Source organism: Streptosporangium sp. NPDC048047, assembly GCF_040653115.1.
Classification (GTDB): domain Bacteria; phylum Actinomycetota; class Actinomycetes; order Streptosporangiales; family Streptosporangiaceae; genus Streptosporangium.
Genome location: NZ_JBEZNH010000073.1, coordinates 22298 through 35171 on the forward strand (window position 1 = coordinate 22298; position 12874 = coordinate 35171).

At 72.6% G+C, this 12874-nt stretch carries 13 protein-coding genes and 1 pseudogene; 5 read left to right on the forward strand and 9 right to left on the reverse strand.

The annotated features are described in order from the left end of the window. Positions 1-142: 142 nt before the first annotated feature. Positions 143-496: an iron-sulfur cluster insertion protein ErpA gene (gene erpA, locus AB0D67_RS35325; protein ID WP_362945633.1), complete on the reverse strand. Its 354-nt coding sequence runs from the start codon at positions 494-496 to the stop codon at positions 143-145. 391 nt (positions 497-887) lie between these two features. Between erpA and nadA the strand changes: the two genes are divergently transcribed. Continuing rightward, positions 888-2042, forward strand: a complete 1155-nt coding sequence (gene nadA / locus AB0D67_RS35330; RefSeq protein WP_362945636.1) for a quinolinate synthase NadA — start codon at positions 888-890, stop codon at positions 2040-2042. 179 nt (positions 2043-2221) lie between these two features. Here the strand turns inward: nadA and AB0D67_RS35335 are convergent, their stop codons facing one another. The 5 genes from AB0D67_RS35335 to AB0D67_RS35355 form a co-directional block, all read right to left on the reverse strand. Next, on the reverse strand, positions 2222-2977 hold the full coding sequence (locus AB0D67_RS35335) for an SIMPL domain-containing protein (protein WP_362945639.1): 756 nt from the start codon (positions 2975-2977) through the stop codon (positions 2222-2224). 201 nt (positions 2978-3178) lie between these two features. Next, positions 3179-3730: a hypothetical protein gene (locus AB0D67_RS35340; protein ID WP_362945666.1), complete on the reverse strand. Its 552-nt coding sequence runs from the start codon at positions 3728-3730 to the stop codon at positions 3179-3181. Between the two features lie 25 nt (positions 3731-3755). Next, entirely contained in the window at positions 3756-4667 is a 912-nt protein-coding gene (gene htpX / locus AB0D67_RS35345; RefSeq protein ID WP_362945642.1) for a zinc metalloprotease HtpX, read from the reverse strand. Positions 4668-4676: 9 nt separating this feature from the next. After that, complete coding sequence (locus tag AB0D67_RS35350) at positions 4677-4955, reverse strand: hypothetical protein (protein WP_362945645.1); 279 nt, start codon at positions 4953-4955, stop codon at positions 4677-4679. Further along, a complete protein-coding gene (locus tag AB0D67_RS35355; RefSeq protein WP_362945647.1) occupies positions 4952-5833 on the reverse strand; it encodes a PspA/IM30 family protein in 882 nt (293 codons plus the stop codon). Before AB0D67_RS35355 ends, AB0D67_RS35350 begins: the two co-directional genes overlap by 4 nt. Positions 5834-5982: 149 nt before the next feature. Here AB0D67_RS35355 and AB0D67_RS35360 point away from each other — a divergent pair, with 149 nt between their 5' ends. After that, the gene (locus tag AB0D67_RS35360) at positions 5983-6594 is read left to right on the forward strand and encodes a DUF3043 domain-containing protein (protein ID WP_362945648.1); all 612 of its coding nucleotides are present in this window, start codon (positions 5983-5985) and stop codon (positions 6592-6594) included. A 550-nt stretch (positions 6595-7144) separates the two neighbouring features. Next, entirely contained in the window at positions 7145-8611 is a 1467-nt protein-coding gene (locus AB0D67_RS35365; RefSeq protein WP_362945650.1) for an FAD-binding monooxygenase, read from the forward strand. On the opposite strand, the pseudogene AB0D67_RS35370 reads toward AB0D67_RS35365, so the two are convergent. Then, a pseudogene (locus AB0D67_RS35370) lies at positions 8570-8695 on the reverse strand (IS5/IS1182 family transposase); the annotation flags it as partial. The gene AB0D67_RS35365 and the pseudogene AB0D67_RS35370 overlap by 42 nt on opposite strands. 85 nt (positions 8696-8780) lie before the next feature. Beyond that, positions 8781-10094 carry an SMI1/KNR4 family protein gene (locus tag AB0D67_RS35375; RefSeq protein ID WP_362945653.1) on the reverse strand — a complete coding sequence of 438 codons (1314 nt, stop codon included), beginning with the start codon at positions 10092-10094 and terminating at the stop codon, positions 8781-8783. A gap of 55 nt (positions 10095-10149) precedes the next feature. Between AB0D67_RS35375 and AB0D67_RS35380 the strand changes: the two genes are divergently transcribed. Continuing rightward, entirely contained in the window at positions 10150-11148 is a 999-nt protein-coding gene (locus AB0D67_RS35380) for an aldo/keto reductase family protein (protein WP_362945655.1), read from the forward strand. Between the two features lie 153 nt (positions 11149-11301). Here the strand turns inward: AB0D67_RS35380 and AB0D67_RS35385 are convergent, their stop codons facing one another. Next, entirely contained in the window at positions 11302-11508 is a 207-nt protein-coding gene (locus AB0D67_RS35385) for a hypothetical protein (RefSeq protein WP_362945658.1), read from the reverse strand. A 112-nt stretch (positions 11509-11620) separates the two neighbouring features. Here AB0D67_RS35385 and AB0D67_RS35390 point away from each other — a divergent pair, with 112 nt between their 5' ends. Further along, complete coding sequence (locus AB0D67_RS35390; protein WP_362945661.1) at positions 11621-12805, forward strand: bifunctional adenosylcobinamide kinase/adenosylcobinamide-phosphate guanylyltransferase; 1185 nt, start codon at positions 11621-11623, stop codon at positions 12803-12805. The last annotated feature ends 69 nt before the right edge of the window (positions 12806-12874 follow it).

A 12874-nucleotide genomic window follows, 5' to 3' on the forward strand; every position in this document is an offset into this window, starting at 1 on the left:
CTGACATCAGGCGTGCGGACACACGACTTCGGGCATGTGAACACACTGACATCAAGCGTGCGGACACACGACTTCAAGCATGCGGACACACGACGGCCCCGCCGGGTGGGTCAGCTCACCCGGCGGGGCCATCGTATTGCGACTAGTTGAAAGAGTCGCCGCAGGCGCACGAACCCGTGGCGTTGGGGTTGTCGATCGTGAAGCCCTGCTTCTCAATCGTGTCGACGAAGTCGATCGTCGCGCCCATGAGGTAGGGGGCGCTCATCCGGTCGGTGACCACACCGACCCCGTTGAAGTCGGAGACGACGTCGCCGTCCATCGAACGGTCGTCGAAGAAGAGCTGGTAGCGCAGGCCGGAACAGCCGCCGGGCTGCACGGCCACGCGCAGCTGGAGCCCCTCCTCGCCCTGCTGCTCCAGCAGGCTCTTGACCTTGGCGGCGGCGGCGTCACTGAGGATCAGGCCCTGCGCCGTGGTCTCGCTGCTCTCAACCGACATGTTGGTGACTCCCGCGTCTACGTCAACCGCCCGTTCGAGACGGTTGTCTGTTTCTGACGTCCTACTAAGACGCTACCAACACCCGCGCGGGCCTACACATTCCTGCGGGCCCGCCCTCCCGGCGCCGGCGCGCCGTGAACGGGCTCGCCGGCCCGCGCGAACCCTCCCCCGCACGGCCGCGACACCGCCGCGACACCGCGGAGATACGGCCGCGACATGGCCGCCACGCGGCCCGGCCGGTCGCCGTGACCCCGGGCCCGCCGGGGACCCCACCCGTACGGCCATGCCCCCTCCGATCAGGACGTTCACCCCGATCGGCTCCCCCGGGAACAAAAACCCCCGGCCGTGTGTCATCATTAGTCGTCACTTCGACGATAAGGGGGTGGTGGTCGTGACGACCACCGAGACCGGCCTTCCGCTCTTCGTCCTCGGCAGGGAAACCGACCCGCACAGCGAGCGCGGTGTCGACTGCCCCGGCGAGCTGCCGCCCGCGTCCGACCCGGCGCTGGTGGAGCGGGCCCGCCGGGCCAAGGCCGCGCTGGGCGAGCGGGTCTTCGTGCTGGGCCACCACTACCAGCGTGACGAGGTCATCCAGTTCGCCGACGTGACCGGCGACTCGTTCAAGCTGGCCCGCGAGGCCGCGGCCCGGCCCGGCGCCGAGTACATCGTCTTCTGCGGCGTCCACTTCATGGCCGAGTCGGCCGACATCCTCACCTCCGACGCGCAGCAGGTCGTCCTACCCGACCTCGCCGCCGGCTGCTCCATGGCCGACATGGCCACCTTCGACCAGGTCGAGGAGTGCTGGGAGGCGCTGCAGGACGCCGGGATCGCCGACGTCACCGTCCCGGTCACCTACATGAACTCCAGCGCCGACATCAAGGCGTTCTGCGGGCGCAACGGCGGCGCCGTCTGCACCTCCTCCAACGCCCGGCGCGCCCTCGACTGGGCCTTCTCCCGGGGGGAGAAGGTGCTCTTCCTGCCCGACCAGCACCTGGGGCGCAACACCGCGGTGCTGGAGATGGGCCTGTCCCTGGACGACTGCGTCGTCTACAACCCGCACCGGCCGAACGGCGGGCTGACCGCCGAGCAGCTCGCGAACGCCAAGATGATCCTGTGGAAGGGGCACTGCTCGGTGCACGGCCGCTTCAGCGCGCAGTGCGTCGACGACGTCCGGGAGCGCATCCCCGGCGTCAACGTGCTGGTCCACCCCGAGTGCCGCCACGAGGTGGTCACCAAGGCCGACCACGTCGGCTCCACCGAGCACATCATCGAGACGCTGCGGCGGGCGCCCGCGGGGTCCTCCTGGGCCGTGGGCACCGAGCTGAACCTGGTGAAGAGGCTCGCCCGGATGTTCCCCGACAAGAACGTCACGTTCCTCGACCGGACCGTCTGCTACTGCTCGACGATGAACCGGATCGACCTGCCGCACCTGGTGTGGGCTCTGGAGTCGCTCGCCGCCGGTCAGGTCGTCAACCAGATCACGGTCGACGACGACACCGCGCACTGGGCGAAGGTCGCCCTCGACCGGATGCTCGCACTGCCCTGACGGTCCCCGGGGCCGCTTCCCCGGGTCGCCGGGGACCCCGGATCACGCGATCGGCGCGACCGCGCACCGCTTTCCCGAGGCCACCGGGTCCACCAGGTCCACCAGGTCCACCAGGTCCACCGGGGACGGTGAACGCCACGACGCCCCCGCCGCCGCTTCCCGGGCGGCGGGGGCCGCGGCTAGAGCACCATCGAGTAGACCACCTGGACGTGCACGGAGACGTTCTGCTGCCCCGGGCTGATCGAGCTGCGGTCGGCGACCCCGGCGGCGGCGAACATGATGGGCCGCGGCGGCGTGACGTCCTGCTCCCTGATCGTGATGACGTCGCCGAGCGTGCCGCCGGCCAGTCCCGCGTACTGCTGGGCGCGGGCCTTGGCGTCGGCGAACGCCCGGTTCCGGGCGGCCCGCAGCGCGGCGCCGTTGTCGGAGAGCTCGAAGGAGACGCCGTTCAGCCGGGCCTCGGGCCCGACGGAGACGATCGTGTCCACCACCTTGTCGGCGTTGTCGAGGTCGCGCACCACGACCTCGACGCCCTGCGCCGCCCGGTACCCGGCGATCTTCGGGTAGTCGTCGTACACCGGGGCGAGGGACAGCTCGGTGGTCCGCAGATCCTTGGGGTCGACGCCCGCGTCGAGCAGCGCCTGGGTGAGCTTGGCGGCGGCCTGGCGGGCCTCGGAGAACGCCTGTCCCGGCGTGTCGGCGCGCACCTCGACGCCGGCGTTCAGCCGCATGACGTCCGGGGTGACGAGCAGTTCGCCCTCCCCCGTGACCGTGACCTTCGGAGGGTAGTCGTCCGCCGTCGCCCGCGCCGTTCCGGGTGCGGTCGCGGCTCCGGCGCCGGGGTCGGTGCCGGCCAGGGCCGTGCCGCACATGCCCGCGGTGGCGATCGCGGCCGCCGTCGCGGCGACGGCCAGGGCGTGAGATATCTTGATCATGAAGTCATGGCACCACGGGGCGGTGGGCCCGCCGGGGAGCCCGCCGCGTGCCCTGTCATGTCTTGAGGAGCAGATTACGGCGCGTTCCCGTCGTCCGGCCGGCGCGCCGTGACGCCGCGAGGAACCCAGCGCGCCATGACTCCGCCGGAGGCTCCGTACGCCGCGGCCCCCACCCGGAGACCCCCGTTCGGCCGGGCGCCGCTAAAGGCCCGGTGCGCCCCAGAGGGGGAACCAGCGGTCGAGATCGGGCTCGATGGGCAGCTCGTCATCCAGGGCGGCGCGCACCTGGAGTTCCAGTGCGCTGTCGCGGTGCTGCCCCGACAGGGGCGCGAACGGGTAGAAGGTGCCCCGCTTGTACAGGTAGACCAGCGCCAGGCCCCGGCCGGTCGGAGCGGAGAAGCTGACCAGCGAGCACAGCAGGGACGGGCCGAACCCGGCCGACTCCAGGGAGGAGTTGACCGCGTGCAGGCCGGTGACCAGCTCGCCGAGCCCGTCGGGCGAATGGCGCATGAACAGCCAGGTGTAGCCGTAGGGGTCCTGGGTCTCCTCGACCGGCGGGCCGTCCCCGGCGGCGAGCAGGTCCACGACGTCCTCCTGCAGCCGGTTGAACGCCTCGCCCTCGGCCGAGCGGAAGCAGACCGACCCGTTCCCGGTCGGAGCCAGGCCGGTCGCCGCCTGCAGCGTCACCGCCGCCGACGGCAGCGCGAACAGTGCGTCCAGGTCGGGCTGCGCCGGCTCCGTACGGCCCAGCATCGCGTCCCACCAGCGTTTCACCACGTCACGCCCCCCTGCCCAGTTCGGCGGAGATCCTGCCGAGCTGCTCCAGCCGCCGGTCCAGCGGCGGGTGGGTGGCCAGCAGGGCGGCCATGGCCGTGCGCCCCGACACCGCGGGGGCGAAGAAGAACGCGTTGAACGGCTCGGCCTCCCGCAGGTCGCGGGTCGGGATGCGGGCCATGTCCCCGCTGATCTTGGTGAGCGCGCTCGCCAGCGTCGAGGGGCGGCCGGTCAGCAGCGCGCCGGCCCGGTCGGCCGCCAGCTCGCGGTAGCGCGACAGCGCGCGGATCAGCAGGAAGCTGACCGCGTACACCACGACCGACACCAGCAGGATGATCAGCCCGACCGGCGGGCCTCCCCGGTCGTCGCGGGCGCGCCCGCCCAGGCCGCTGTAGAGGGCGAGGCGGGTCATCAGCCCGGCGACCACCCCGAGGAAGGAGGCGATCGTCATGACGGCGACGTCCCGGTGGGCCACGTGGGACATCTCGTGGGCGAGGACGCCCTCCAGCTCCGGCTCGTCCAGCCGGCGCATCAGGCCGGTCGTCACGCAGACCACCGAGGTGCGCTGGTTGCGGCCGGTGGCGAACGCGTTCGGGACGTCCGAGTCGGCGATCGCCACCCGCGGCTTCGGCATGTCGGCCAGCGCGCACAGGCGGTCGACCAGGGCGTGCAGGGCGGGGGCCTCCCGTGGTTCGACCACCCGCCCGTGCATGGCGAACAGGGCGATGCGGTCGGAGGCGAAGAACTGCACCAGCAGGATGCCGCCCGCGATGAGCAGCACCACGACCGCCCGGACGCCCAAGGAGATCAGCACGCCCACGAACACGACGTACAGCAGCCCGAGCAGGAACATGGTCAGGACCATGCGCCTGGTCAGGCCCCTATCTCGGACAAATCGGGTGTGTGCTGACGTCATATGGACAAACTAACCGGGAATCAGCCCCTCATCCCCGAGCATCTCCCGCACTTCGTCCATGGAAGCGTCGGCCGGAGGCAAAATCAGCTCCGAGGACTCCAGGCTGTCGTCCGGCAGCGGCTTGCCCACGTGGCGGATCTTGTCGAGCAGGTCGTGCAGGCAGCCCCGGAAGGCGCCCTCGTCACCGGACTCGATCGCGGCCTCCAGCCGGCCGTCGAGCGCGTTGAGGACCTCGAGGTCCTCGGGGGCGATCTGGATCTGCCCCTCGCCCATGATGCGGACGATCATCGGCCCTCCCCCGGCTGGCCGTACTCCTGGGTCGGCTGCCCGTACGGCTGCTGCTGCGGCTGCGCGGGCGGCTGCTGGGGGGCCTGCTGATGCTGCTGCTGCTGGGGAGCCTGCTGGTGGGAGGGGGCGTGGCCCTGCTGGGCCGGGCCGGGCTCGATCGCGCCCTGCGGCGCCGGGGCCTGTCCCAGCTCGGCCTTCATCCGGGCGAGCTCCAGCTCCACGTCGCGGCCGCCGCCCATGCGGTCGAGCTCGGCCTGGATGTCGTCGCCGCGCTGGCCGCTGAAGTCGTCGAGCGCGCCGCTGGCGAGCAGCTCGTCGATGGCGCCCGCGCGGGCCTGCATCGAGGCGGTCTTGTCCTCGGCCCGCTGGATCGCCAGGCCGACGTCGCCCATCTCCTCGGAGATGCCGGAGAACGCCTCGTTGATCCGCGTCTGCGCCTCGGCCGCGGTGTAGGTGGCCTTGATGGTCTCCTTGCGGGTGCGGAAGGAGTCGACCTTGGCCTGCAGGCGGTGGGAGGCCGTGGTGAGCTTCTCCTCCTCACCCTGGAGGTTGTCGTGCTGGACCCGCAGGTCGGCGATCTGCGTCTGCAGGGCACCGCGGCGGGTCAGCGCCTCGCGCGCCAGGTCCTCGCGGCCCACGCTGAGCGCCTTGCGGCCCTGGTCCTCAAGCTTGCGGGACTGGGCCTCGATCTGGTTGATCTGCAGTTCCACCCGCTTGCGCGAGGTCGCGACATCGGCGACCCCCCGGCGCACCTTCTGCAACAACTCCAACTGCCGCTGGTAGGAGTAGTCGAGGGTCTCGCGCGGATCCTCCATCTTGTCCAAGGCGTTGTTCGCCTTGGACCTGAAGATCATGGAAAGTCTCTTCATCACGCTCATGCGCGTCGGCCGTCCCCTTCTTCAAATGCGCTATCGGGTCTCCCGGGTGATCTCCGGCCCCCCGGGAGAACAACCGGAGGCCACCTAGGTTCACCCTACGCATAACGTACGGGGGCGTCACTAAGTTGCAGTCCCGGTAGGCTGGCGATGTGTTCCGACGTACCCAGACCACCGCGGACGACTCCCCCGCCTCCGCCTCCGATCCTAAGCCTGCGGGCAAGGGGCGTCCCACACCCAAGCGCCGCGACGCCGAGGGCCGCCGCCGCCAGCCGGTGACCGCCCCCAAGGACCGCAAAGAGGCCTACCGCCAGCTCCGCGAGCGCCAGGCCAAGGAGCGCGTCAAGGCGCGCGAGGGCATGCTGCGCGGCGAGGAGCGTTACCTCCCCGCCCGCGACCAGGGCCCGGTCCGCAAGTTCGCCCGCGACTGGGTCGACTCCCGCCGCCTCGTCAGCCAGTACTTCCTGCCGTTCATGGTGGTGGTCCTGCTGATCACCTGGATCCCCTTCCCGGACCAGGACTTCCGCACCGCCGTCAACATCGCCGTCGTCACGATCGGCTGGCCGATCATGATGGTCGGCGTGGTGCTGGCCTCGGTCTGGGTGGCCTGGCGGGTCAAGAAGCTCGCGGCGGAGAAGTACCCCGGCGAGAACGTCCGGGGTGTCGGCTTCTACGCCGCCATGCGCGCGCTGCAGATCCGCAAGCTGCGCTTCCCGCCGCCCACCGTCCTGCCCGGCGGCAGGCCCGTCCCGCCGAAGAAGTAGCGCCCCGGGGGCGACGGTCCATCCCCGGAAGCCGGCGACCACGGCCCCGCCCTCCTCATCCGGGACACCATCGGCGAAGTAGATCGAAAAGCAGCGGCCCCATGATCACATCCGTGATCATGGGGCCGCTTTCGTTGTTCCCGCTCGGGGATGGAGTCGTGGGTGGCGCTGCGTTCGGCCGGTGCGGACCGGATCCCGGCCGCCGCTCTGGCGGTGGCCCGGGCGGCTTTCCCGCAAGGGAGCCCGGCGATTCGTATACGGGATGCGTTGGGCGTCCTGTTCGAGGACGCGGACTTCGCTGCGGCCTTCTCCACCCGCGATCGCCTGATCACGGGATCGCTTGAACAGAGCCTGCTCGAATCGCGCCGCGACCACGGCCGGGGGACGATCCTCGTACCCGCGTGCGGTCCGGTCCGCCGGCAGACCGGGCCGCTGTCGCCGCCTCTGGGCAAGCCCGCGCCGGTGACCTCGCGGTGCGGTGTGAAGACGGCTCGCCAACCGAGCAACGGGCGATACACGGGCCGGCGACCGGCGGCCTACCGTGCTGAGCATGGAGCGGACCGACAGGGCGGTTGTGATCGGCGCGAGCATCGGCGGGCTGCTGGCCGCCCGCGCGCTCAGCGAGACCCATGCCGAGGTCACGGTGGTGGACCGTGACGTGCTGCCCGAGGAGGCGGCGAGCCGTCGCGGCGTGCCGCAGGGCCGGCAGCTCCACGTCCTGCTGGCCCGCGGCAGGGAGGCGTTCGACGAGCTGTTCCCCGGCCTGACGGAGGAGCTGGCCGCCATGGGCGCCCCCCTGATCGACCTTCAGGAGCAGGTCCACTGGTACAACGACGGCTACCGGATGCGCCGGGTGCCCTCCCCCCTGGTGGCGTTCGGAATCAGCAGGCCGCTCCTCGAACACGTGGTGCGGGCCCGGGTGGCGGCGCTGCCCGGCGTGAACCTGGTCGCCGGGTGCGAGGTGACCGGCCTCGTCGCGGCGCCCGGCTCCGGACGGGTCACAGGCGTGCGAGTGCGGCCCCGCGCCGGGGACGCGGCGTCGGCCGCGGAGTCGGTCATCCACGCCGACCTGGTCGTGGACGCCGGAGGGCGCGGCTCCCGAAGCCCGGTCTGGCTGCAGGAGCTGGGCTACGCGCCCGCCGCGCAGGAGCAGGTGCGCGTCGGCATCACCTATGTGACCCGCACCTACCGGCGGGAGCCGCACCATCTCGGCGATCTGCTGGGCGCCTTCACCAACGCCACCCCGGAGCTGCCGCGCGCGGGGATCGTGGCCGCGCAGGAGAACGGCACGTTCGCCGTCGTCCTGTCCGGCATGCTGGGTGAGGAGCCGCCCACCGACGACGAGGGCATGGCGCGGTACGCCGCGACGCTCACCGCGCCGCAGATCGCCGAGGTCGTGCGGTCGGCGGTGCCGCTGAGCGCGCCGGTGCGGATGCGCTACCCGGCCAGCGTGCGGCGGCGCTACGAGCGGCTGCGGCGCTTCCCCGACGGCTACCTCGTGATGGCCGACGCCCTGTGCAGCTTCAACCCCGTCTACGGGCAGGGGATGACGGTCGCCGCGCTTGAGGCGCTGCTGCTGCGCCGCCTGCTCACCCGCGGGGCCGACGGCCTGGCGCGGCGGTTCTTCCGCGGCGCGGCCAGGATCATCGACGCCCCCTGGTCGATCTCGGTGGGGACCGACCTGCGGTTCCCGGGGGTCGAGGGGCGGCGCACGGCGACGGTCCGCTTCGTCAACGCCTACGTCAACCGGGTGCACGCCGCCGCGACCACCGACCCCGTGGTGGGGGCGGCGTTCCTGCGCGTCCTCAACCTGATCGACGCGCCCGCCAGGCTCCTGGCCCCCGCCGTCGCGCTGCGCGTCCTGTGGGGACTGCTGGGCCGCCCGACGCCGGCCGCACCGAGGCCCGAAGCCGATCTCGCGGCCGGCGTGGGCACCGGCGGGCGCGGAGCCCCTTCCTGGGCTCTGTTTCGTGGATCACCTGAGCCAGAGCGGCAGGCGGGCGATGGTCACGGCTGATCGGTAGTGGGCGGCGAGCTTGTCGTAACGGGTCGCGATGCCCTTGAAATGCTTGAGCCGGTTGAAGCAGCGTTCGACGACGTTGCCCCCGGTGAGCACGAACGCCAGGGGCAGGCCCGCGCCGTACCCGCTCCGAGCGGTCCGGCACGGCGCCTCGGCGGCCCGCCGCTCAGCTGTCCGGCACGTCCCAGTGGAGCTCGCCGTCGGCCACCGCGGGCTCCCAGTACCCGACGGTCCCGCCCGTCTCCAGGGCGTCGGCGGTGGCCTTCAGCAGCGCGTGGTAGGAGCGGACCGGGACGCCCACGGGCTCGAAGTCCAGCTGTCCCTCGTGGTCGTGCTCCCCGATGTCGCGCAGCAGCGAGTCGGCCACCAGGTGGTTGCCGAGGCCGTCGTCGCCGAACGGGATCATCCGCCCGTCCCACCACTCCGACCGCGGATCCGCGATGTCGTCGGTGCCGTCGACCTCGCACAGCGTGCGCCAGGTGTCGCGGATCTCCCGCACGCTCATCAGGTCGTTGCCCAGCAGTCCGAAGGCCCAGGGCCGCCCCGCCGCCGTGACGGTGCCGTCGTGCCGCAGCAGGGAGGCCCGCAGGTCATCGGGGAACCGCAGGCCCATCTGCGCCTCGGCGACCGCGATGGTCCGTGCCCGGCCGGGCCCCGCGAGGGTCGCGTAGGTCTTCGGCGCGTTACGCCGCAGCCACCGCTCGATCCGCGCCCACTGCCGGTTCACCGCCCGGGTGACCCGGGGCGGCACGGTCCGCACGCGGGGCCGGGTGATCTCGGGGTGGCAGTCGGCGTCGGGGGCGGCGACGGGGTTCCCGTCTGTCCCGGCCTGATCGTCCCGTCCGGCCTGATCGGCCGGGGAGCCGGTCTCCGCGGGGTACGGGTCTCCCGACGTCTCGGCGCGGACCGCCGGATCGCCCCCGAAGCCGTCCGGGCCCTCCTCCGGATACAGGTACGGGTACGACTCGTCCGCGAAGACCCCGCAGGTCACCAGGGCTCCCCAGCCGGGCTCACAGTCCGGCGTGTAGGGGACGTCGGAGACACGGTCCTCCGCGGACACCGCCCTCGACCCGGCTCCCCCCGAGAAGACGTTGCTCTCCAGGGCCTGCGCTCCGGCCGCCATCAGGACCAGCGCCGCGGCCACCGCGCCCCAGCGGGTCAGGCGGCGCCGGACCGGGCCGTCGAGAGGGCGGCGTGGCGGCCGTTCCGCGGTCAGGAAACGGGGCAGACGGGTCCCGGACCCGTAGCGCCTCAGATCGTCGGCCGTGGGGACGCCGAGGACCGGGACGGGAGGCCACCGCCCCTCGGACCTCGTCCCGGGTTCCGGCGCGGGAGGGGAGGCGGGGACGGGGACCGGTCGCGGGCCCGCGGCGGGAGCGGCCGGACGGCCCCGCAGACGCATGATCACCACGACGATCACCGCCGCCGCGGCGGCCGCGAGGCCGAGCCGTACCCATCGAGAAGTGATCAAGCGCAGCACGCCGGGCAGAGTATCCCGAATCAGTCGGTCAGATGGCACCTACTAGTGTCGGCGTATGGAATTTCGGCATCTCGGCCGCAGCGGTCTCATGGTCAGCGAGATCAGCTACGGCAACTGGATCACCCATGGCTCCCAGGTCGAGGAGGACGCCGCCAAGGCGTGTGTGCAGGCGGCGCTCGACGAGGGGATCACCACTTTCGACACCGCCGACGTCTACGCCGGCACCAAGGCGGAGGAGGTTCTGGGCCGCGCCCTGAAGGGCGTCCGCCGCGAGTCCCTGGAGATCTTCACCAAGGTCTTCTGGCCCACCGGCCCCGGCCCGAACGACCGTGGTCTGTCCCGCAAGCACATCACCGAGTCCATCAACGGCTCGCTGCGCCGCCTGCAGACCGACTACGTGGACCTGTACCAGGCCCACCGCTTCGACAACGAGACGCCGCTCGAGGAGACCCTCAAGACCTTCGACGACCTCGTACGGCAGGGCAAGGTCCTCTACGTCGGCGTCAGCGAGTGGACCGCCGAGCAGATCGGCCGGGCCCTGAAGATCGCCGACGAGATGGGCTTCGACCGCCTGGTCTCCAACCAGCCGCAGTACTCGATGCTGTGGCGGGTCATCGAGTCCGAGGTCGTCCCCCTCTGCGAGAAGGAGGGCCTCAGCCAGGTCGTCTGGTCGCCGATCGCGCAGGGCGTGCTCACCGGCAAGTATCTTCCGGGTCAGCCGCCGCCGGCCGGCTCCCGGGCCACCGACGCGAGCGGCGGCAACTTCATCTCCCGGATGCTGACCGACGACGTGCTCACCCGCGTCCAGGAGCTGAAGCCGATCGCCGGCGACCTGGGGCTGAGCATGGCCCAGCTCGCGGTGGCGTGGGTGCTGCAGAACCCGAACGTGGCCTCCGCCATCATCGGCGCGACCAAGCCCGAGCAGGTGCGTGACAACGTCAAGGCGTCCGGTGTGAAGCTGGACGCCGAGGTGCTGAAGAAGATCGACGACATCCTCGACCCGATCGTCGAGCGGGACCCGGCCAAGACCGTCAGCCCCGCGAAGCGCCCGTAACCGCCGCGGCCGCACCCCGCCTTCCCGGCCTTCTCATGGAGAGAGCGTTCTCGTGGAAGGCGGGGTGCGGTCGTCCCGGAGGCGCCCCCTGACCATACGGTCATCCGGGCACGCCGCCGGATCACCGGCCGTGGCGGCTGTGACGGCCGCGGCTCAGGCCGGGCGCAGTGACATCCGCGCGTACTCCACGCGGTCGCCCTCCATGAGGCTGACGCTCTCGACGCCCGCCTCCAGCAGTTCCCGCCACGTCTCGCCGAGCCACGACTCCGCGTCCGCCTGACTGGTGAACGTCTCGGACGGCACGGCCTCCACGGTCACCGGATCGCCGTTCGCGTCCTCGTAACGCCAGTACCACGCCATGTCCCGCGCTCCTTCCGCCGATGCCGCAGGCGCCCTTTCGACCGCTCAGCGAACCCTACCTCGCCGGTCGTCCCCCGGCATGATCGCGGGGCCGCGCCCGTACGCTGGGGCGGTGAAAGTCCTGATCTCCGGTACGGCGCGCGGCGGAGGATGGCCCGTCCCGGGCTGCGGGTGCGCCTCGTGCGCCCGCCTCTCCCCCGGTCACCGCCGCCCCACCGAGGTCGTCGTCTCCGCGGCCGCCGACACCGTACGGCTGCCGCTCGCGGACGGCGGCCCGCTCGTGGACGGCGGCCCGCTCCCGCCGGGGTACCGGGTCGCGGCCACCGCCGACGGGCTCGTCCTCGTCGCCCCCGGCGGCGGACGGATCCTCGACGCGACGGCCTCCCCCGCCTCGTCCTCCGCGCCTTCCGCGCCGGTCTCCGGTCTCCGGGAGGCCCCGGGCGACGAGCCCGGAGCCCGCTGCGACCTGGTGCTGATGGACGTGCTGGACCGGCCGGAACGGCTCGGGGACATGCGGCGGCGGGGCGTGGCGGACGAGCGGACGCGCGTGGTGGCCGTGGACGTGGACCACCGGGTGCCGACGGAGGCCGAGCTCGCCCGGCGGGCCGCGCTGTGGGGGGTGCTGGCCGTACCGGACGGGACGGTCCTCGACCTCGCCGGGCCCGCGCCCGCCCGTGCCCCGCGGCCGCCGCGGACCCTGCTGCTGGGCGGGGCGCGGTCGGGCAAGTCGGCCGAGGCCGAGCTGCGGCTGGCGGCCGAACCCGAGGTCCTCTACGTGGCGACCGGGCCGTCCGGCGACGGCGACGCCGAGTGGGCCAGCCGCGTGCGGGCCCACCGCGACCGCAGGCCCGCCCACTGGGACACGGCCGAGACGATCGACCTCGCCGGCCTGCTGCGGACCCCGGGACCGTCCCTGCTCGTCGACGGACTCGGCACCTGGGTGGCCGCGGTCTTCGACGAGTGCGACGCCTGGCCGGACGCCCCGGAGAACCCGGACGGTGCGGCCGGCGCGGACGGCGCGGACAGTACGGCCGGCGCGGACGGGCTGGGCGGCGCGGACGGGCTGGGCGGCCTGGAGGCGGTCTCCGCCCGGTGCGACGAGCTGGTCGCCGCCTGGCGGCAGACCCGCCGCCGGGTGGTGGCCGTCTCCGACGAGACCGGCCTGGGCGTGGTGCCCGCCACGGCCGGCGGCCGGATGTTCCGCGACGTCCTCGGCCGGCTGAACCAGCGATTGGCCCTGGAGTCGGAGGAGGTGGCCCTCGTGGTGGCCGGCCGCCTCCTCCCCCTGCCCGTCTGACCCCTCCTCCCGCCTGTCCGGCCCTGTCCCCCGGGGTCCCCCGCCCCCCGTGCGGCTCTGTCCCTCCCC

Bases quoted from the DNA above. Each gene is read 5' to 3' on its own strand.
- erpA (WP_362945633.1), bottom strand. From the start codon at position 496: ATGTCGGTTGAGAGCAGCGAGACCACGGCGCAGGGCCTGATCCTCAGT.
- AB0D67_RS35335 (WP_362945639.1), bottom strand. From the start codon at position 2,977: ATGATCAAGATATCTCACGCCCTGGCCGTCGCCGCGACGGCGGCCGCG.
- AB0D67_RS35340 (WP_362945666.1), bottom strand. From the start codon at position 3,730: ATGCTGGGCCGTACGGAGCCGGCGCAGCCCGACCTGGACGCACTGTTC.
- htpX (WP_362945642.1), bottom strand. From the start codon at position 4,667: ATGACGTCAGCACACACCCGATTTGTCCGAGATAGGGGCCTGACCAGG.
- AB0D67_RS35350 (WP_362945645.1), bottom strand. From the start codon at position 4,955: ATGATCGTCCGCATCATGGGCGAGGGGCAGATCCAGATCGCCCCCGAG.
- AB0D67_RS35355 (WP_362945647.1), bottom strand. From the start codon at position 5,833: ATGAGCGTGATGAAGAGACTTTCCATGATCTTCAGGTCCAAGGCGAAC.
- AB0D67_RS35365 (WP_362945650.1), top strand. From the start codon at position 7,145: ATGGAGCGGACCGACAGGGCGGTTGTGATCGGCGCGAGCATCGGCGGG.
- AB0D67_RS35380 (WP_362945655.1), top strand. From the start codon at position 10,150: ATGGAATTTCGGCATCTCGGCCGCAGCGGTCTCATGGTCAGCGAGATC.
- AB0D67_RS35385 (WP_362945658.1), bottom strand. From the start codon at position 11,508: ATGGCGTGGTACTGGCGTTACGAGGACGCGAACGGCGATCCGGTGACC.